The following is a 17034-nucleotide window of genomic DNA, read 5'->3' as shown; positions in this document are numbered from 1 at the left end:
ATTATGGGTACTCGTTCTTTTCGCCCTTATACCCCCAGTACTCGCCAGGTAACTATTTCCGACTTTTCAGAAATTACCAAAACTGAGCCGGAAAAGTCTTTAACCAAATTTGTACATCGCGCCAAAGGCCGCAATAACCAAGGGCGGATCACCAGCCGCTTTCGGGGAGGCGGACACAAGCGGCTTTACCGGATCATCGACTTCAAACGTAATAAACGTGATATTCCCGCTGAAGTCATCGCCATTGAATACGACCCCAACCGTAACGCCCGCATCGCCCTTTTACAGTACCAAGACGGCGAGAAACGTTATATTCTCCAGCCCAACGGATTGAAAGTTGGAACAACAGTAATTGCTGGTGTCAATGCTCCCATTGAAGATGGTAACGCCTTACCTTTGGCAAACATTCCTTTGGGTACGAGCGTTCATAACGTCGAACTGACTCCTGGTAAAGGAGGTCAAATCGTTCGCTCTGCTGGCGCAACAGCTCAAGTCGTAGCCAAAGAAGGTAACTATGTCACCCTGAAGTTGCCTTCAGGAGAAGTCCGCATGATCCGTCGGGAATGCTACGCCACCATTGGACAGGTGGGTAACATTGATGCCAGAAACTTGAGTGCAGGTAAAGCAGGTAGAAATCGCTGGAAAGGCCGCCGTCCCCATGTTAGAGGTAGCGTCATGAACCCAGTCGATCACCCGCACGGCGGTGGTGAAGGTCGCGCACCCATCGGCCGCTCCGGGCCTGTTACTCCTTGGGGTAAACCAGCATTGGGTCTCAAGACACGCAAACCGAAAAAGCCAAGTAGCAAGTTAATTGTACGCCGTCGCCGTAAGTCCTCTAAGCGCGGTCGCGGTGGTCGTGAATCATAAATGTTCGTGGTTGTTTGTTGATTGTTGTTTGAACTAACAACTAACAACCAACAACCAACAACCAACAACTAACAACTAACACCAAATAAACTATGGGTCGTTCTCTTAAAAAAGGTCCTTTCGTAGCAGATCACTTGCTCAGCAAAATTGAGAAGCTTAACGAAAGCAATAGAAAAGAAGTGATCAAAACCTGGTCACGAGCTTCCACAATTCTGCCGGAAATGGTTGGTCATACCATTGCCGTTCATAACGGACGGCAGCACGTACCCGTTTTCATCAGTGACCAAATGGTGGGACATAAGCTGGGCGAATTTGCTCCCACACGTACTTTTAGAGGTCATGCCAAAGATAAAAAAGCAGGAAGGTAGAACGTAGTTAGTGGTTAGTAGATAGTGGACAGTAACTACTAACCAATAACTACTAACCACTAACTAAAACGGAGAAAACTATGGCTGTTGATACTACTAATGAAGTAAAAGCGATCGCCCGTTATATACGCATGTCCCCTTATAAAGTGCGTCGGGTACTCGATCAAATTCGTGGACGGTCTTATCGAGAAGCGCTGATCATTCTAGAATTTATGCCCTATCGCGCTTGTGAACCAGTATTGAAGGTTCTCAGAAGCGCTGCTGCCAATGCAGAGCATAACGAAGGATTGGATCGGGCAGATTTAGTAATTACTAAGGCCTATGCAGATCAAGGGCCAGTTCTGAAACGGTTTCAACCAAGGGCGCAAGGTCGAGCGTACCAAATTCGCAAACCAACGTGTCATATTACAGTCGCTGTTGCTCCTGGAGCCTCAGCTGAATAGTTACTTATACCCATAGCTGAAAGAAATTTTAGAGGAAAGCATTTCGTGGGACAGAAAATACATCCAGTTGGTTTTCGTCTAGGAATTACCCAAGAGCATCAATCTCGTTGGTTTGCTGACCCTAGCCGCTATCCAGAACTCCTACAAGAAGATCACAAACTTCGTAATTTTATCGAGGATAAACTGGGTAGATACGCTCAGAACAATGCAGGCATTTCGGAAGTGCGGATTGAGCGTAAAGCGGATCAAATTGATCTGGAAGTACGCACGGCACGTCCAGGTGTAGTTGTAGGTCGAGGTGGGCAAGGTATTGAATCATTGCGTACCGGACTTCAAGACCTGTTGGGCAGCAATCGTCAAATCCGCATCAACGTTGTGGAAGTACAACGTGTTGATGCTGATGCTTACCTAATTGCTGAATACATCGCTCAACAGCTAGAACGCCGCGTTTCCTTCCGCCGAGTTGTGCGTCAAGCCATTCAGCGCGCCCAACGTGCTGGTGTACAAGGTATCAAAGTCCAGGTTAGTGGTCGTCTCAATGGTGCGGAAATCGCTCGCACAGAGTGGACGCGTGAAGGTAGAGTACCTTTACATACCCTACGGGCTGACATTGACTACTCTTACTGCACAGCAAAAACCATCTACGGTATTCTTGGCATCAAAGTCTGGGTATTCAAAGGAGAAATTATTCCTGGACAAGAAGAAGCACCTCCCCCACCAACAACACGGGAGCGTGAACCACGTCGTCGTCAACAACGCCGTCGTCAGCAATTTGAAGACCGCTCTAACGAAGGATAGTTAGTGGTTAATAGTTAGTGGTTAGTAGTAACGACTAACAACCAACCCTCCGGGTTCGCAGTCGCTCATGGGGGACTCGGGGGCCCCACGACCGACAGAGAGTGGGGATTGGGGGAGAACCCCCAAGACCGCGCTGACTCACAACTAACAACCAACCCTCCGGGTTCGCAGTCGCTCATGGGGGACTCGGGGGCCCCACGACCGACAGAGAGTGGGGATTGGGGGAGAACCCCCAAGACCGCGCTGACTCACAACTAACAACCAACAACTAACACATCATGTTAAGTCCTAGAAGAACGAAATTCCGCAAACAGCAGCGCGGACGCATGAAAGGTCTAGCCACTGCTGGTAGTTCCCTGAACTTTGGTGATTTTGCTCTCCAAGCTCAAGAACCAGCTTGGATCACCGCTCGACAAATAGAGGCGTCGCGTCGAGCCATGACCCGTTACATCCGTCGGGGTGGTAAAATCTGGATTCGCATTTTCCCTGATAAGCCTGTAACAATGCGTCCCGCAGAAACCCGGATGGGTTCTGGTAAGGGTTCTCCCGAATATTGGGTAGCAGTAGTCAAGCCTGGACGAATTTTATTTGAAATTGCCGGTGTACCTGAAGCTACCGCCCGCGAAGCAATGCGCTTAGCAGCATACAAGCTACCTATTAAAACCAAATTCATTTCACGTTCTGAAATAGAACCACAGGAGCAGGAGTAAGTTATGCCTCTTCCCAAGATTTCGGAAGCAAGAGAATTAAGTGACGAAAAACTGGCTGAGGAAATTCTTGCCGTCAAAAAACAGTTATTTCAATTGCGCTTGCAAAAAGCAACTAGACAGCTAGAAAAACCACACCTGTTTCGACATGCCCGACACCGCTTAGCTCAATTGCTGACGGTAGAGTCAGAACGCAAACGGGCCGCAAGTCAAGCCGCAAAAGAACAAGAGTAGGAGATTATGGCAGTTAAAGAACGAGTTGGCTTGGTAGTGAGCGACAAAATGCAAAAAACAGTTGTAGTCGCTGTTGAAAACCGCGCTCCCCATCCCAAGTACGGCAAAATTGTGGTGAAAACCCGGCGTTATAAAGCTCATGATGAAGAAAATCGCTGTAAAATAGGCGATCGCGTCCGCATTCAAGAAACCCGACCCCTGAGCAAAACCAAGCGCTGGCAAGTCACAGAAATTCTGACTACAAAAAATACTTAATGGGTAATGGGTAATGGGTAATGGGTAATAGGTAAGACAACTAGTAATTACCAATTAGCAATTATCAATTAGCAATTACCAACCATAAGGAGAGTTATTGTGATCCAACCCCAGACTTACCTAAATGTTGCAGACAACAGCGGCGCTCGTAAACTCATGTGTATCCGTGTTTTAGGAGCAGGTAACTGTCGCTACGGTTTTGTGGGCGATAGAATTATTGCTGTTGTCAAAGATGCCCAGCCAAATATGGCTATCAAAAAATCAGATGTTGTAGAAGCAGTGATTGTTCGTACCCGCCACAATATTAAGCGGGATAGCGGTATGAGCATCCGTTTTGACGACAACGCCGCAGTCATCATTAATAAAGACGGCAATCCTAAAGGCACTCGCGTCTTTGGCCCCGTTGCTCGAGAACTGCGTGATAAAAACTTTACCAAAATCGTTTCTTTGGCTCCGGAGGTGCTGTAATGGCAAGCAAAAAAGAAAAGCCAAAGTTCTACAAAATGCATGTCAAAGCTGGAGATACCGTCCAGGTAATTGCTGGTAAAGACAAAGGCAAAGTTGGCGAGATTATCAAAGCTTTGCCTCAAGAAAGCAAAGTAATTGTCAAAGGCGTCAATATCAAAACCAAGCACGTCAAGCCCCAAGCTGAAGGTGAATCCGGGCGCATTGTCACCCAGGAATACCCAATTCACAGTTCCAATGTCATGCTTTACTCCACCAAGCAGAACGTCGCTAGTCGCATCTGCTACACCTTTACCGAAGAAGGTAAGAAGGTACGGATGCTCAAGAAAACAGGTGAGATTATCGATAAATAGTTATTGGTTGTCAGTTGGTAGTTAGTAGTTGATCGGAAAAATTAACAAACAACAACCAACAAGCAACAAACAACAAAATGCTATTTCCCTGACCAAGCCCAGGGACAACCAGGACAAAAAACTATGCCAACAAGACTTAAAAGTTTATACCAAGAAACAATAGTCCCCAACCTCACCAAACAGTTTGGATACACCAACGTTCACCAAGTACCAAAATTGGTGAAAGTAACTGTCAACCGAGGATTGGGAGAAGCAGCGCAAAACGCTAAAGCCCTAGAAGCATCTTTAAGTGAAATTGCTTTGATCACAGGGCAAAAGCCTGTAGTGACAAGAGCGAAAAAAGCGATCGCAGGCTTCAAGATTCGTCAAGGTATGCCTGTTGGAATCATGGTTACCTTGAGAGGCGAACGGATGTATGCCTTTCTCGACAGATTAATCAACCTGACTCTACCCAGAATTCGCGACTTTCGTGGTGTTAGTCCCAAAAGCTTCGATGGTCGTGGTAACTATACCCTTGGCGTTAGAGAACAGCTGATTTTTCCAGAGGTTGAGTACGACAGCATTGACCAAATCCGAGGGATGGATATTTCCATCATCACCACAGCTAAGAATGATGAAGAAGGTCGTGCCTTACTAAAAGAAATGGGAATGCCCTTTCGGGAACAATAAGTTCAATTAAACGAGGAGACGATGGCGACTAACGACACAATTGCTGATATGTTGACGCGCATCCGCAATGCCAATCTGGCGCGGCATCAAACTACACAAGTGCCATCCACAAAAATGACCCGTAATATCGCTAAAGTGCTTCGAGAAGAAGGTTACATTGGTGATTACGAAGATGTTGGAGAAGGAAGCAAGCGCAACCTAGTAATTTCACTGAAATATAAGGGTAAAAATCGTCAACCTATTATCACTACTTTGAAACGGGTAAGTAAACCAGGTTTGCGCGTTTATTCAAATAAAAAAGAATTACCACGGGTATTAGGTGGCATAGGCATCGCCATTATTTCTACATCTAGTGGCATCATGACCGACAGAGAAGCACGGCGTCAGAACTTGGGTGGTGAAGTACTTTGCTACGTTTGGTAGTCATTTAGTTAGTGGTTGTAGAGACGAGAGGTGGCACGTCTGTACAGTGGTTAGTAGTAAAAACCAACCCTCCGGGTTCGCAGTCGCTCATGGGGGACTCGGGGCCCCCACGACCGACAGGGAGTGGGGATTGGGGGAGAACCCCCAAGACCGCGCTGACTCACAACTAACAACCAACAAACAACAAACAACTAACAACAAAGATAAAGTTATGTCTCGAATTGGTAAACGCCCAATTACAGTTCCCGCAAAAGTCCAAGTAACTTTTGATAACGCCAAGGTGAGTGTCAAAGGCCCAAAAGGCGAACTTTCGCGCGAACTTCCCGCTAATGTGATTTTGTCCCAAGATGGGGAAATACTAACGGTTAATCGCCGAGATGAGTCACGTACTTCTAGGCAGTTACACGGTTTATTCCGTACCTTGGTGGCCAACATGGTTGAAGGAGTTTCCAAAGGATTTGAACGCCGTTTGGAAATTCAAGGGGTTGGCTACCGGGCGCAAATCCAAGGTCGTAACCTAGTTCTAAATATGGGTTACAGTCATCAGGTACAGATAGCGCCACCAGAGGGAGTTCAGTTTGCAGTTGAAAATAATACTAACGTAATTGTCAGCGGTTACGACAAAGAAGTAGTCGGGAACACAGCAGCTAAAATTCGTGCTGTTCGTCCACCCGAACCTTACAAAGGCAAAGGTATTCGCTACGCTGGCGAAGCAGTTAGACGTAAAGCTGGTAAGACTGGTAAGAGTGGTAAGAAGTAAATATGAAACTTACTCGTAGAGAATCAAAACAGCGTCGTCATCGGCGCATTCGTGGGAAAGTCAGCGGTTCTCCAGAACGTCCACGGTTGGCAATATTTCGCTCCCACCAACACATCTATGCTCAGGTGATTGATGATACCCAACATCACACCATAGTGGCAGCTTCCACTGTAGAACCAGAACTCAAATCCAAGCTCACCTTTGGAGGGAATATTCAAGCCTCAACTGAAGTTGGCAAACTAATTGCAACGCGAGCATTAGAAAAAGGTATAACCAAAGTCGTGTTTGATCGCGGTGGTAATCTTTATCACGGTCGGATCAAAGCACTAGCTGATGCAGCACGTGAAGCTGGGTTAGATTTCTAAATTTGTCAAGAGTCAATGGTCATTAGTCAATGGTGAGTAGTTAGTAGTTAGTAGTTGTTAGTTAGTGGTTGGTTGCTTCCAACAACAACAAACAACAAACAACAAACAACAAATAACGAGCAACAAATGACAAATGACAAATGACAAATGATAAATGACAAATGACACAGGAAATTAGACAATGGCAACAAATCGTCGTAAAACTAACCGCGTTAAAAAAGAAGAAACCAACTGGCAAGAGCGGGTCATTCAGATCCGACGTGTAAGTAAGGTAGTCAAAGGTGGTAAAAAACTCAGCTTCCGCGCGATCGTAGTTGTTGGCAACGAACGCGGTCAAGTTGGTGTAGGAGTGGGTAAAGCTTCAGATGTAATTGGTGCGGTGAAAAAAGGTGTAGCCGATGGTAAAAAACATCTGATTGACATTCCTATCACTAAGTCCAACTCTATACCTCATCCCGTTGATGGTACTGGCGGTGGTGCAAAAGTAATTATGCGACCAGCAGCTCCTGGTACTGGTGTAATTGCTGGGGGTGCGGTTCGTACCGTACTAGAGTTGGCAGGTGTGCGTAATGTTTTAGCTAAGCAACTTGGTTCCAACAATCCCCTAAATAATGCTAGAGCTGCTATCAATGCCCTCACTACCTTACGTACCTTCTCTGAGGTAGCTGAAGATAGAGGTATTGCTGTAGAGAATCTTTACATTTAAAAGTCATTTGTCCTTTGTCCTTAGCAAATGACAAATGACGAATGACCAATAACAAATGACGAATTTTGCTTAATTTATTGCTTATGAGACTCAACGATGTTCGTCCCCAAAAAGGGTCTAAAAAACGTGGTCGCCGTTTAGGTAGAGGTGTCTCTGCCGGTCAAGGTGCAAGTGCTGGTAAAGGTATGCGGGGTCAAAAAGCTCGCTCTGGTAGCAGCACCAGACCGGGTTTTGAAGGTGGTCAACAGCCATTGTACCGTCGCATACCCAAACTAAAAGGCTTTCCCTTAGTTAACCGTAAAAATTACACTACGATTAATGTAGAGAAGCTCGCCTCACTTCCAGCTAACACAGAAGTTACTTTGACCTCTTTACAAGAAGCAGGTATTCTGACTGCTGCCAAAGGGCCATTGAAAATTTTGGGGAATGGGGAATTAAATGTTCCGCTCAAAGTACAGGCCGCAGCATTTACAGGTACAGCTCGTAGCAAAATTGAGGCAGCAGGCGGAAGTTGTGAGGTTGTGTGAAGGTTATAGACGCCCTTTAGGGCGGCTTACCACAGGGTAGGATGAAGGATGAAGGATAAAAGATGAAAAACTTAATACTTCAAATTTCGTGCTTCACACTTCCACATTCTTCACACTTCTGATCTTCATACTTCATACTTCAAAGGTAGCCCTCTATGATCAGTCGAGATAAACCCCCAACCGCTCAAGAAACTTTTATGCAAATGGCGCAAGCAGCAGGGTTAAGAGGCCGGCTGCTTGTTACCATCGGTATTCTCATTTTGATTCGTCTAGGTATACATATACCTATACCAGGAATTGATCGACAGCAGTTTGCCGCAGCAATTAATAGTAATAATCAGATATTCAGCTTTTTGGATATATTCTCCGGAGGCGGTCTATCTGCATTGGGAGTCTTTGCCTTAGGTATTCTGCCTTATATCAATGCTTCGATTATCATCCAATTGCTTACAGCTGCGATTCCATATTTAGAAAACTTACAAAAAAACGAAGGGGAAGCAGGAAGGCGGAGGATTTCACAAATTACCCGCTATGTATCTTTGGGTTGGGCAATTTTACAAAGTGTTTTCTTGGCAGCATTTTGGTTAAGACCTTTTGCCTTGAATTTTGGCCCCATTTTCGTAATTGAAACAGCTGTTGCGCTTGTAGCTGGTTCTATGTTTGTAATGTGGGCATCAGAAGTTATTACAGAGCGTGGCGTTGGTAATGGAGCATCTTTGTTGATTTTTGTCAACATTGTGGCAACACTGCCTAAATCCCTGAGCGATACCATTGCTTATATCCAAGGTAGTGGTCAAGAAATTGTTCGAGAAAGAGTAGGCCCAGTAATTGTATTGGTTCTAGTTTTTCTATTCACAATTGTTGGTATCGTTTTTGTTCAGGAAGCAATTCGCCGTATTCCAATTATTTCTGCTCGTCGCCAAGTCGGTCGGCGCATTTTTGCTGAACAGCGTAGCTATCTCCCCTTACGTCTGAACCAAGGTGGAGTTATGCCAATCATTTTTGCGGCTGCAATCCTCAGTTTGCCACTGTTTATTGCCAATTTCACCAAAAATCCCCAGCTAGCGAATATTATCAACACTTATCTCAGTCCTGGTGGTTCTCAGTCTTGGGTATATGCCCTTGTTTACCTCGTTTCAATTGTATTTTTTAGCTACTTCTATTCATCTTTGATAGTAAACCCAGTTGATGTGGCCCAGAACCTGAAAAAAATGGGTTCTAGTATTCCTGGAATACGTCCGGGTAAAGCCACTAGCGAGTATATAGAGCGCATTTTGAATCGACTAACTTTTTTGGGTGCTATCTTTTTAGGCTTGATTGCGATCATCCCCACTGCTGTAGAAACAGCTTTAGGAGTACCAACTTTTAGAGGGTTGGGTGCTACGTCTTTGCTAATTCTAGTAGGTGTGGCGATTGATACAGCAAAGCAAGTCCAAACTTATGTGATCTCTCAGCGCTATGAAGGAATGGTGAAGCAATAGTGACGCGATTAATCTTCTTGGGACCGCCGGGTGCTGGTAAAGGAACTCAAGCTAAAACATTGGCCCTTGACTGCGAAATTCCCCATATTTCCACGGGTGATATTTTACGTCAAGCATTGAAAGAGCAAACTCCTTTGGGTATAAAAGCCCAAGCTTATATGGATAGGGGTGAGCTAGTTCCTGATCAGCTTGTAGAGGAAATGGTGGAAGAACGCCTCTGTCAACCGGATACCAAGTCAGGTTGGATTTTGGACGGCTTTCCTCGGACTGTGAAGCAAGCAGCTTTTCTAGGAGAATTACTGCAAAAACTAGAACAGCAGGGGGAAAAGGTAGTCAATTTAGATGTGCCAGATGATGTTGTAGTTAATCGTCTGCTACAACGAGGGCGTGCTGATGATACAGAAGAGGTTATTCGCCGTCGCCTGGAAGTATACCGCTCTGAAACTGCTCCCTTGATTGACTATTATGGCGATCGCCACCAATTAATCACTATCAACGGCAATCAGTCCCTAGAAGAAGTCACTGCCGAACTGAAAAAGGCTATTTCATGAAAAAGGGTTTAAGGGGATAAGCGTACATGGGTGTAAGACGAATTTATTACTCAAACTCACCTACACCCCCACACCCCTATACCCCTACTCCCCCAGTAGTAGGCAAATACATGTAAATCTTGGATAAGATATATTAATAAACTGTTGATATTTTTCTAAAAATATGTTCATTTGCAGACTATCAATAGCTGGAAATGAATGAAGAAGTGTTGAATTGAGGGAAAAATAAATTGTCTAAGCAAGATTTGATTGAAATGGAAGGTACAGTTACGGAGTCATTGCCCAACGCCATGTTTCGCGTTGATTTAGATAATGGCTTCAACGTCTTAGCTCATATCTCTGGCAAGATTCGCCGTAACTATATCAAAATTTTACCTGGCGATCGCGTCAAGGTGGAGCTAACTCCCTATGACTTGACAAAGGGCAGAATTACTTATCGATTACGGAAGAAATAACTCTATGTAATTTAATATACCACACCTTCAAAACAATTAGTTTTCTTCCTGTAATTTAACTCAATATTTATCGGAAAATGCTATAATTTAACATTTGGAGTCAATTAGCAAGCATGAAAGTCAGAGCCTCAGTCAAAAAAATGTGTGAAAAGTGTAACGTGATCCGCCGTCGGGGTCGTGTTATGGTGATCTGTTCCAATCCGAAGCATAAACAGCGCCAAGGTTAGAGCGAATTAAGGTACAACTCTTAAGACTTGGTGAAGTAAAACGACAAAACCATCGTTAAACACTAACTTACATCACTAGCAAGCAAATTAGGGAGACATTGTTGTGGCACGTATTGCCGGAGTAGACCTACCACGCGATAAGCGTGTTGAAATCGGTCTAACTTATATTTATGGAATTGGTCTATCGCGATCGCAGGAGATTTTAAAGGCTACGGGTGTAAATCCTGATACTCGTGTCAAGGATCTCAGTGATGCTGATGTAGCAGCCCTACGGGGAGAAGTAGAAGAAAACTATCAAGTCGAAGGTGACTTGAGGCGCTGGGAAGCGATGAACATCAAGCGCCTAGTTGATATTGGTACATACAGAGGGCGTCGTCATCGCATGGGTTTACCAGTGAGAGGACAGAGAACTCGCACCAATGCCCGCACCCGCCGCGGAAGACGACAAACAGTCGCTGGTAAGAAGAAAGCACCAGGGAAATAAATTTTTGGCAATGCTTGCTGTTAGCAAGTTTTACATTCATCCAATCACAACGATATGGCGCGACAACCAAGCAAAAAGACCGGGAGCAAAAAACAGAAACGCAACGTACCAAATGGTGTTGCTTACATCCAATCTACTTTCAACAATAGCATTGTCACCATTACCGATCAAAACGGAGATGTGATCTCTTGGGCAAGTGCTGGTTCTAGCGGTTTTAAAGGAGCAAAAAAAGGAACTCCCTTTGCAGCTCAAACCGCAGCTGAAAGTGCAGCACGCCGAGCGATCGATCAGGGAATGCGCCAAATTGAGGTAATGGTGAGTGGGCCAGGAGCAGGTCGGGAAACAGCCATCCGGGCGCTGCAAGGAGCAGGACTCGAAATAACGCTTATTCGAGATATTACCCCAATTCCTCACAACGGCTGCCGCCCTCCCAAACGCCGTCGAGTCTAAATACGACTTGTTGGGTGGTAAAGGTAGTCAGTGGACAGTGACCAGTGAACAGTGAACAGTGAACAGCAATTAATTAATCATTGATAACTGATAACTGATAACTGTTAAACTTACCTGTTTCCCTCACACGTATAGTGGCCGTCCGAAGTTCGTAAGCCCTAGTTGGTATAGAGGGCTGCTAAACTTCGGAAAACCTAAAAAATAGTAGCGCCTGTAAGTTGGTAGAGTATTAAACTTAATTGCTCATTAAGCAAAGTATTTAGTTTGCTCAACCTCAAACACAAGGCAAAAATCCAAATTTGTAGGCAGTCTATATCTGTCTACTAGTAAGACCTTAGAACAAGGGAGGCTACTCCGTGGCGCAGTTTCAAATTGAATGTGTAGAGTCTAGTACAGAGGAAAGTCGGAGCCACTACAGTAAATTTATCCTAGAACCTCTGGAACGGGGCCAAGGAACAACCGTTGGCAACGCCCTCAGACGGGTATTGTTGTCAAATCTAGAAGGTACGGCTGTCACAGCAGTACGAATTGCAGGGGTAACACATGAATTTGCCACCGTTCCTGGCGTCAGAGAGGATGTACTAGAAATCCTCATGAGAATGAAGGAAGTAATTCTCAAAAGTTATTCCTCTCAACCCCAAATAGGTCGTTTACTCGTCAACGGTCCGGCTACAGTCACATCAGCACACTTCGATTTACCGAGTGAAGTAGAAGTCATGGATCCGACCCAGTACATAGCTACTCTCGCCGAAGGGGGAAAGCTAGAAATGGAATTTCGGATTGAAAAAGGCAAAGGGTATCGCACCGTAGAAAGAGGTCGTGAGGAAGCCACATCTCTAGATTTCCTGCAAATTGACTCGGTATTTATGCCAGTCAGAAAAGTTAACTACAGTGTTGAAGAGACTCGTGGCGATAACGGAATGCCAAGAGATAGATTGCTTCTAGAAGTTTGGACAAATGGCAGTCTTAGCCCTCAAGAAGCTCTCTCTTCCGCAGCCGGAATTTTGGTAGACTTATTCAATCCCTTAAAAGATATTGATATCAGACAAACAGATACAGATTCTGATATCCCAGATGATCCTACCGCTCAAATTCCGATTGAAGAGTTGCAGCTTTCTGTAAGAGCTTATAACTGTCTCAAGCGGGCGCAAGTTAACTCGGTAGCAGATTTGTTGGATTATACCCAAGAAGACCTATTAGAAATTAAAAACTTTGGTCAGAAGTCAGCGGAAGAAGTCGTTGAAGCACTACAGCGACGCTTGGGCATTACCCTACCAACTGAAAGGTCTTCTAAACACGGTTAGTCATTTGTCAGTAGTCAATAGTCAATTAATGATTAGACTATGGACTAACTAATAACTTTCTTAGTAAGCGTTATCTTTAAATGGTTCATAGTTATGCGTCATCGTTGTCGTGTCAAAAAACTCAGCAAACCAGCTGATCAACGTCGCGCCCTGTTGCGTGCGCTCACCACTGAGTTAATTCGTCATGGTCGAATTACCACCACCCTACAGCGAGCTAAGGTAGTGAGAGCCGAAGTAGATAAAATGATCACTTTAGCTAAAGACGGTTCCCTGTCGGCACGCCGTCAAGCCCTTGGCTACATTTACGATAAACAATTAGTTCATGCTCTATTTGAGCAAGCTCCCACTCGTTACGGTAATCGTCAAGGCGGCTATACTCGTATCCTACATACCGTGCCTCGTCGTGGTGATAATGCTGAGATGGCAATCATTGAACTGGTATAAAGAAGGCAGAAGGCAGGAGGCAGGAGGCAGAAGGTAAAAAATTAGATTTTATACTTCATACTTCACACTTCAGCCTTGAGTTGATTCTATGTTAGAAAGCCACCAGCCTACACCAAAACAACGAGTCGCCCTGGTAATTCAATACCTGGGCACTCATTTTCATGGCTGGCAGAGGCAACCACATCACCGTAGTGTACAGGAAGAAGTAGAGAAAGTTTTAGCTAATTTACTAGGTCATTCTGTTACACTACACGGAGCAGGGCGTACTGATAGCGGAGTCCACGCCGCAGCTCAAGTAGCTCATTTTGATGCGACTGGTAAAATTCCAGCTCACAAATGGGCAACCGTTCTGAATAGTTACCTGCCCGAAGACATATTGATTTTAGCTTCAGCAGGTGTCAGCGAATCTTGGCACGCTCGCTTTAGCGCAGTGTATCGACGTTATCGCTACACCATATACACTGGAGAACAGCCGAACTTGTTTGTGAGGCACTTCAGTTGGCATTACTACCATGCACCCCTAGATGAATTTTTAATTCAGGCAGCATTAAAACCCTTACTCGGACATCATCATTTAGCTGCATTTCACCGTAGCAACTCAGCACGTAAGCATTCTTGGGTCGAGGTGCAAGCAGTAGAGTGTTATCGGAATGGGCCGTTTCTCCATATAGAAATACAAGCCAATGGATTTTTGTATGGAATGGTGCGGCTATTAGTAGGAATGTTAGTGCAGGTAGGAACAGGAGAGCGATCGCTTGCTAACTTCACTGACCTCTGGAAAAATGAACGGCGGGAAGAAGTAAAACATGCTGCCCCTGCCCACGGCTTATGCTTATTGCGAGTCGGTTATCCAGATTTTCCCTTTCCAAAAGCAGTCTGGTTTGACACTCAGCCACTTTTTGTCATTAGTCATTAGTCATTGGTCATTAGTTAGTGGTTAGTAGTTGGTAGTTAGTAGTTAACAATTGATTAGAACAACCAACAAATAACAAATAACAAATGACTAATGACAAACAACAAACAACAATCAACAAATAACAATTAACTAATGACAAACAACAAACAACAATCAACAAATAACAATTAACAATGAACAAAACATATCTTCCTCCTACTGATTCTATAACGCGTGATTGGTACGTCGTAGACGCTACCGACAAGCGTCTTGGACGCCTAGCCAGCGAAATCGCTATGGTTCTGCGAGGCAAAAATAAACCTCATTACACGCCTCACATGGATACAGGTGACTTCGTAATAGTAGTCAATGCTGATAAAGTAGCGGTAACTGGTAAAAAGCGTACCCAAAAGATTTATCGTCGTCACTCCGGTCGTCCTGGCGGGATGAAAACGGAAACTTTTGCCAAACTCCAAGGGCGTTTACCAGAACGAATTATTGAACACGCTGTCAAAGGAATGCTACCGAAAAATAGCTTGGGACGACAGTTGTTCACTAAGTTAAAAGTATACGCTGGGCCAACTCACCCCCATGATGCCCAAAAACCAAAAGAGCTAAAAATTAATACTATTCCAGGAGAACAAGATTAATGCAAGCAACAGATAACACTAGCGGTCGCGCTATGTACTGGGGTACTGGTCGTCGTAAGTCTGCGGTCGCACGAGTACGCCTAGTTCCAGGCACTGGACAATTGATTGTCAATGGCAAACCTGGAGATTTGTATTTCCAGTTCAATCCTAATTATCTTGGAGGCATCAAAGCACCTCTAGAAACTTTAGGACTGGAAAACGAATATGATATTTTGGTGAAAGCCGAAGGCGGTGGCTTGACTGGCCAAGCCAATTCAATTCGTTTAGGAGTGGCTCGTGCTTTATGCCAACTTGATCCTGATAATCGCTCACCTCTAAAGGCTGAAGGCTATCTCACCCGCGATCCCCGTGCCAAAGAACGGAAAAAGTACGGCTTGCACAAAGCTCGCAAAGCCCCTCAGTACTCGAAGCGATAAGGGATTGGGGATCGGGGATCAGGGATTGGGGATCGGGTATTGGTGTTTATTATCCTCCTTGTCTCCCTTGTCTCCCTTTCATTCCCTAGTCCTAATCAAACACCAAAGCTATAATTGTAGTATATTCACCACAAAAGGAACAATGGCTAAACCTGGTATTCATCCTGAGTGGTATCCAGAAGCTAAAGTTTACTGCAACGGTCAGGTTGTAATGACCGTCGGCTCCACCAAGCCAGAACTGCACGTAGATGTTTGGTCTGGAAACCACCCCTTCTACACCGGCACTCAAAAGATTATTGACACTGAAGGTCGTGTTGAGCGCTTCATGCGGAAGTATGGCATGAGGGGCGATCAAGCTTCTGGCGGCAAAAAGAAAAAGTAGCGGGTTGGCTCTGTTGCTGGTAATGACGACCCTGCATCTGCTGGGTCGCTTGTCATAAATGCTCAGGCCAACTTGTTATTTTAAGGAGCGATCGCACTCATCATGGCTGAACAATATTTACTGGAGAAACTTAGATCTGTTGAACAAACTTTTAATGAACTAACCCGTCGTCTTGCTGACCCCGATACCGCTAAAAATCCTGATGAGTATCAGAAAGTGGCAAAGGCGCGCTCAGGGTTAGAAGAAGTAGTTAATACCTATGAAACTTGGAAAACAGCCCAAGAAGAACTCACAGGGGCACGGCAAATACTGAAAGAATCTCAGGGAGATGCCGAACTGCAAGAAATGGCAGCCCTGGAAGTTCAAGAATTAGAAGAGAAAATAGAATACTTAGAAAACCGTCTAAAGATATTGCTGCTACCCCGCGATCCTAACGATGATAAAAATATCATGTTGGAAATTCGGGCAGGGACTGGTGGTGAAGAGGCTAGTATCTGGGCTGCTGATTTAGTACGCATGTACGAACGTTATGCTGGCACTCAAGGTTGGCGAGTTAAGCTAGTCAGTGAATCCCTGGCAGAGATGGGCGGCTTTAAAGAAGCAATCCTAGAAATCCAGGGAGACAGCGTTTACAGCAAATTAAAATTTGAAGCTGGGGTGCATCGCGTTCAGCGTGTACCAGTCACTGAAGCTGGAGGAAGAGTTCACACTTCCACAGCCACCGTCGCCATTATGCCAGAAGTCGATGATGTGGAAGTCCACATTGATCCCAAAGATATTGAAATGACTACAGCCCGATCCGGTGGTGCTGGTGGACAAAACGTCAACAAGGTAGAAACTGCGGTTGACTTGTTCCATAAACCAACGGGGATTCGGATTTTCTGTACTGAAGAACGCAGCCAGTTACAAAACAAAGAACGGGCAATGCAGATTTTGCGGGCAAAGCTGTATGAAATGAAGTTACGCGAACAACAAGAAGCAGTAACTTCCATGCGGCGATCGCAAGTAGGTACAGGGTCACGTTCCGAAAAAATCCGCACCTACAATTATAAAGATAACCGAGTTACTGACCATCGTCTTGGGCAAAACTTCTCCCTCAGCCCAGTTCTAGAAGGCGATTTAGAACAACTGATTCAGTCTTGTATCTCTCAGGATCAGCAAGAACGTTTGGCAGAACTTGCTGCTTCTGGGGCAATGAATTAATAGAGGCTGTTAAATCAGTGAACAGTCAACAGTTATCAGTTATCAAAGCGTGTGGTGTAGGGCTGTTACCCGCCACCAACATCTACCACCAATTGGTGTGGTGTTTCGCCAAGGATTTTACTGATAACTGATAACTGTTAAATATAGACCTC

General features: G+C 45.0%; 28 protein-coding genes. All 28 read left to right on the top strand.

Annotated elements, in window-relative coordinates; all coding sequences use genetic code 11:
- Window positions 1-3: 3 nt before the first annotated feature.
- The 28 genes from rplB to prfA all read left to right on the top strand — a co-directional run bounded on the left by rplB (window position 4) and on the right by prfA (window position 16882).
- Complete coding sequence (gene rplB / locus UYI_RS0118240) at window positions 4-867, top strand: 50S ribosomal protein L2 (RefSeq protein WP_026086028.1); 864 nt, start codon at window positions 4-6, stop codon at window positions 865-867.
- A gap of 92 nt (window positions 868-959) precedes the next feature.
- Window positions 960-1235 carry a 30S ribosomal protein S19 gene (gene rpsS, locus UYI_RS0118235; RefSeq protein WP_009455516.1) on the top strand — a complete coding sequence of 92 codons (276 nt, stop codon included), beginning with the start codon at window positions 960-962 and terminating at the stop codon, window positions 1233-1235.
- Window positions 1236-1315: 80 nt separating this feature from the next.
- Window positions 1316-1678, top strand: coding sequence for a 50S ribosomal protein L22 (gene rplV / locus UYI_RS0118230; RefSeq protein ID WP_009455518.1), 363 nt, complete (start codon window positions 1316-1318; stop codon window positions 1676-1678).
- A 45-nt stretch (window positions 1679-1723) separates the two neighbouring features.
- A complete protein-coding gene (gene rpsC / locus UYI_RS0118225) occupies window positions 1724-2476 on the top strand; it encodes a 30S ribosomal protein S3 (protein WP_016868086.1) in 753 nt (250 codons plus the stop codon).
- Window positions 2477-2754: 278 nt separating this feature from the next.
- On the top strand, window positions 2755-3186 hold the full coding sequence (rplP, locus tag UYI_RS0118220) for a 50S ribosomal protein L16 (protein WP_016859441.1): 432 nt from the start codon (window positions 2755-2757) through the stop codon (window positions 3184-3186).
- A gap of 3 nt (window positions 3187-3189) precedes the next feature.
- Window positions 3190-3417, top strand: coding sequence for a 50S ribosomal protein L29 (rpmC, locus tag UYI_RS0118215; RefSeq protein ID WP_016868084.1), 228 nt, complete (start codon window positions 3190-3192; stop codon window positions 3415-3417).
- Window positions 3418-3423: 6 nt separating this feature from the next.
- Entirely contained in the window at window positions 3424-3672 is a 249-nt protein-coding gene (gene rpsQ, locus UYI_RS0118210; protein WP_016868083.1) for a 30S ribosomal protein S17, read from the top strand.
- A gap of 99 nt (window positions 3673-3771) precedes the next feature.
- The gene (rplN, locus tag UYI_RS0118205) at window positions 3772-4140 is read left to right on the top strand and encodes a 50S ribosomal protein L14 (protein ID WP_009455531.1); all 369 of its coding nucleotides are present in this window, start codon (window positions 3772-3774) and stop codon (window positions 4138-4140) included.
- Entirely contained in the window at window positions 4140-4490 is a 351-nt protein-coding gene (gene rplX, locus UYI_RS0118200; protein ID WP_016868082.1) for a 50S ribosomal protein L24, read from the top strand. Before rplN ends, rplX begins: the two co-directional genes overlap by 1 nt.
- Before the next feature lie 123 nt (window positions 4491-4613).
- Window positions 4614-5159, top strand: coding sequence for a 50S ribosomal protein L5 (rplE, locus tag UYI_RS0118195; protein ID WP_016868081.1), 546 nt, complete (start codon window positions 4614-4616; stop codon window positions 5157-5159).
- Between the two features lie 21 nt (window positions 5160-5180).
- On the top strand, window positions 5181-5582 hold the full coding sequence (gene rpsH / locus UYI_RS0118190; protein ID WP_009455535.1) for a 30S ribosomal protein S8: 402 nt from the start codon (window positions 5181-5183) through the stop codon (window positions 5580-5582).
- A 211-nt stretch (window positions 5583-5793) separates the two neighbouring features.
- On the top strand, window positions 5794-6342 hold the full coding sequence (gene rplF / locus UYI_RS0118185; RefSeq protein ID WP_026086027.1) for a 50S ribosomal protein L6: 549 nt from the start codon (window positions 5794-5796) through the stop codon (window positions 6340-6342).
- Window positions 6343-6344: 2 nt separating this feature from the next.
- A complete protein-coding gene (gene rplR, locus UYI_RS0118180; RefSeq protein ID WP_016868078.1) occupies window positions 6345-6707 on the top strand; it encodes a 50S ribosomal protein L18 in 363 nt (120 codons plus the stop codon).
- Between the two features lie 181 nt (window positions 6708-6888).
- Window positions 6889-7413, top strand: a complete 525-nt coding sequence (gene rpsE / locus UYI_RS0118175; RefSeq protein ID WP_016868077.1) for a 30S ribosomal protein S5 — start codon at window positions 6889-6891, stop codon at window positions 7411-7413.
- 83 nt (window positions 7414-7496) lie between these two features.
- Window positions 7497-7940, top strand: coding sequence for a 50S ribosomal protein L15 (rplO, locus tag UYI_RS0118170; RefSeq protein ID WP_016868076.1), 444 nt, complete (start codon window positions 7497-7499; stop codon window positions 7938-7940).
- A 155-nt stretch (window positions 7941-8095) separates the two neighbouring features.
- Window positions 8096-9421: a preprotein translocase subunit SecY gene (gene secY, locus UYI_RS0118165; RefSeq protein ID WP_016868075.1), complete on the top strand. Its 1326-nt coding sequence runs from the start codon at window positions 8096-8098 to the stop codon at window positions 9419-9421.
- On the top strand, window positions 9421-9972 hold the full coding sequence (locus UYI_RS0118160; protein WP_016868074.1) for an adenylate kinase: 552 nt from the start codon (window positions 9421-9423) through the stop codon (window positions 9970-9972). The genes secY and UYI_RS0118160 overlap by 1 nt, the downstream gene beginning before the upstream one ends.
- A gap of 230 nt (window positions 9973-10202) precedes the next feature.
- A complete protein-coding gene (gene infA, locus UYI_RS0118155; protein ID WP_006276978.1) occupies window positions 10203-10427 on the top strand; it encodes a translation initiation factor IF-1 in 225 nt (74 codons plus the stop codon).
- A 113-nt stretch (window positions 10428-10540) separates the two neighbouring features.
- Window positions 10541-10654, top strand: coding sequence for a 50S ribosomal protein L36 (gene rpmJ / locus UYI_RS35005; protein ID WP_071588098.1), 114 nt, complete (start codon window positions 10541-10543; stop codon window positions 10652-10654).
- A gap of 103 nt (window positions 10655-10757) precedes the next feature.
- Window positions 10758-11138 carry a 30S ribosomal protein S13 gene (gene rpsM / locus UYI_RS0118150; protein WP_016868073.1) on the top strand — a complete coding sequence of 127 codons (381 nt, stop codon included), beginning with the start codon at window positions 10758-10760 and terminating at the stop codon, window positions 11136-11138.
- Between the two features lie 54 nt (window positions 11139-11192).
- Window positions 11193-11588 carry a 30S ribosomal protein S11 gene (gene rpsK, locus UYI_RS0118145; RefSeq protein WP_009455552.1) on the top strand — a complete coding sequence of 132 codons (396 nt, stop codon included), beginning with the start codon at window positions 11193-11195 and terminating at the stop codon, window positions 11586-11588.
- A gap of 356 nt (window positions 11589-11944) precedes the next feature.
- Window positions 11945-12892 (top strand): DNA-directed RNA polymerase subunit alpha, encoded by a 948-nt coding sequence (locus UYI_RS0118140; protein WP_016868072.1) that lies wholly within the window; start codon window positions 11945-11947, stop codon window positions 12890-12892.
- 93 nt (window positions 12893-12985) lie between these two features.
- Window positions 12986-13336 carry a 50S ribosomal protein L17 gene (gene rplQ / locus UYI_RS0118135; protein WP_016868071.1) on the top strand — a complete coding sequence of 117 codons (351 nt, stop codon included), beginning with the start codon at window positions 12986-12988 and terminating at the stop codon, window positions 13334-13336.
- A gap of 88 nt (window positions 13337-13424) precedes the next feature.
- Window positions 13425-14252 (top strand): tRNA pseudouridine(38-40) synthase TruA, encoded by an 828-nt coding sequence (gene truA / locus UYI_RS0118130; RefSeq protein WP_016868070.1) that lies wholly within the window; start codon window positions 13425-13427, stop codon window positions 14250-14252.
- A 173-nt stretch (window positions 14253-14425) separates the two neighbouring features.
- A complete protein-coding gene (gene rplM, locus UYI_RS0118125; protein ID WP_016868069.1) occupies window positions 14426-14881 on the top strand; it encodes a 50S ribosomal protein L13 in 456 nt (151 codons plus the stop codon).
- The gene (rpsI, locus tag UYI_RS0118120) at window positions 14881-15297 is read left to right on the top strand and encodes a 30S ribosomal protein S9 (protein ID WP_016868068.1); all 417 of its coding nucleotides are present in this window, start codon (window positions 14881-14883) and stop codon (window positions 15295-15297) included. Before rplM ends, rpsI begins: the two co-directional genes overlap by 1 nt.
- A 142-nt stretch (window positions 15298-15439) precedes the next feature.
- A complete protein-coding gene (rpmE, locus tag UYI_RS0118115; protein WP_016868067.1) occupies window positions 15440-15679 on the top strand; it encodes a 50S ribosomal protein L31 in 240 nt (79 codons plus the stop codon).
- 102 nt (window positions 15680-15781) lie between these two features.
- A complete protein-coding gene (gene prfA / locus UYI_RS0118110) occupies window positions 15782-16882 on the top strand; it encodes a peptide chain release factor 1 (protein ID WP_016868066.1) in 1101 nt (366 codons plus the stop codon).
- The last annotated feature ends 152 nt before the right edge of the window (window positions 16883-17034 follow it).

It is taken from the genome of Fischerella muscicola PCC 7414 (assembly GCF_000317205.1).
GTDB lineage: Bacteria > Cyanobacteriota > Cyanobacteriia > Cyanobacteriales > Nostocaceae > Fischerella > Fischerella muscicola.
This window is presented reverse-complemented; position numbering and strand designations above follow the sequence as displayed.

Coding starts and splice junctions, on each gene's coding strand:
- rpmE (WP_016868067.1), top strand. CDS start 15,440: ATGGCTAAACCTGGTATTCATCCTGAGTGGTATCCAGAAGCTAAAGTT.
- rplX (WP_016868082.1), top strand. CDS start 4,140: ATGGCAAGCAAAAAAGAAAAGCCAAAGTTCTACAAAATGCATGTCAAA.
- rplM (WP_016868069.1), top strand. CDS start 14,426: ATGAACAAAACATATCTTCCTCCTACTGATTCTATAACGCGTGATTGG.
- rplE (WP_016868081.1), top strand. CDS start 4,614: ATGCCAACAAGACTTAAAAGTTTATACCAAGAAACAATAGTCCCCAAC.
- rplP (WP_016859441.1), top strand. CDS start 2,755: ATGTTAAGTCCTAGAAGAACGAAATTCCGCAAACAGCAGCGCGGACGC.
- rpmJ (WP_071588098.1), top strand. CDS start 10,541: ATGAAAGTCAGAGCCTCAGTCAAAAAAATGTGTGAAAAGTGTAACGTG.
- rpsK (WP_009455552.1), top strand. CDS start 11,193: ATGGCGCGACAACCAAGCAAAAAGACCGGGAGCAAAAAACAGAAACGC.
- rplO (WP_016868076.1), top strand. CDS start 7,497: ATGAGACTCAACGATGTTCGTCCCCAAAAAGGGTCTAAAAAACGTGGT.
- secY (WP_016868075.1), top strand. CDS start 8,096: ATGATCAGTCGAGATAAACCCCCAACCGCTCAAGAAACTTTTATGCAA.
- rpsS (WP_009455516.1), top strand. CDS start 960: ATGGGTCGTTCTCTTAAAAAAGGTCCTTTCGTAGCAGATCACTTGCTC.
- rplV (WP_009455518.1), top strand. CDS start 1,316: ATGGCTGTTGATACTACTAATGAAGTAAAAGCGATCGCCCGTTATATA.
- rplR (WP_016868078.1), top strand. CDS start 6,345: ATGAAACTTACTCGTAGAGAATCAAAACAGCGTCGTCATCGGCGCATT.
- rplB (WP_026086028.1), top strand. CDS start 4: ATGGGTACTCGTTCTTTTCGCCCTTATACCCCCAGTACTCGCCAGGTA.
- rpsQ (WP_016868083.1), top strand. CDS start 3,424: ATGGCAGTTAAAGAACGAGTTGGCTTGGTAGTGAGCGACAAAATGCAA.
- rpsH (WP_009455535.1), top strand. CDS start 5,181: ATGGCGACTAACGACACAATTGCTGATATGTTGACGCGCATCCGCAAT.
- prfA (WP_016868066.1), top strand. CDS start 15,782: ATGGCTGAACAATATTTACTGGAGAAACTTAGATCTGTTGAACAAACT.
- rplF (WP_026086027.1), top strand. CDS start 5,794: ATGTCTCGAATTGGTAAACGCCCAATTACAGTTCCCGCAAAAGTCCAA.
- truA (WP_016868070.1), top strand. CDS start 13,425: ATGTTAGAAAGCCACCAGCCTACACCAAAACAACGAGTCGCCCTGGTA.
- rplQ (WP_016868071.1), top strand. CDS start 12,986: ATGCGTCATCGTTGTCGTGTCAAAAAACTCAGCAAACCAGCTGATCAA.
- rpsE (WP_016868077.1), top strand. CDS start 6,889: ATGGCAACAAATCGTCGTAAAACTAACCGCGTTAAAAAAGAAGAAACC.
- rpmC (WP_016868084.1), top strand. CDS start 3,190: ATGCCTCTTCCCAAGATTTCGGAAGCAAGAGAATTAAGTGACGAAAAA.
- rpsI (WP_016868068.1), top strand. CDS start 14,881: ATGCAAGCAACAGATAACACTAGCGGTCGCGCTATGTACTGGGGTACT.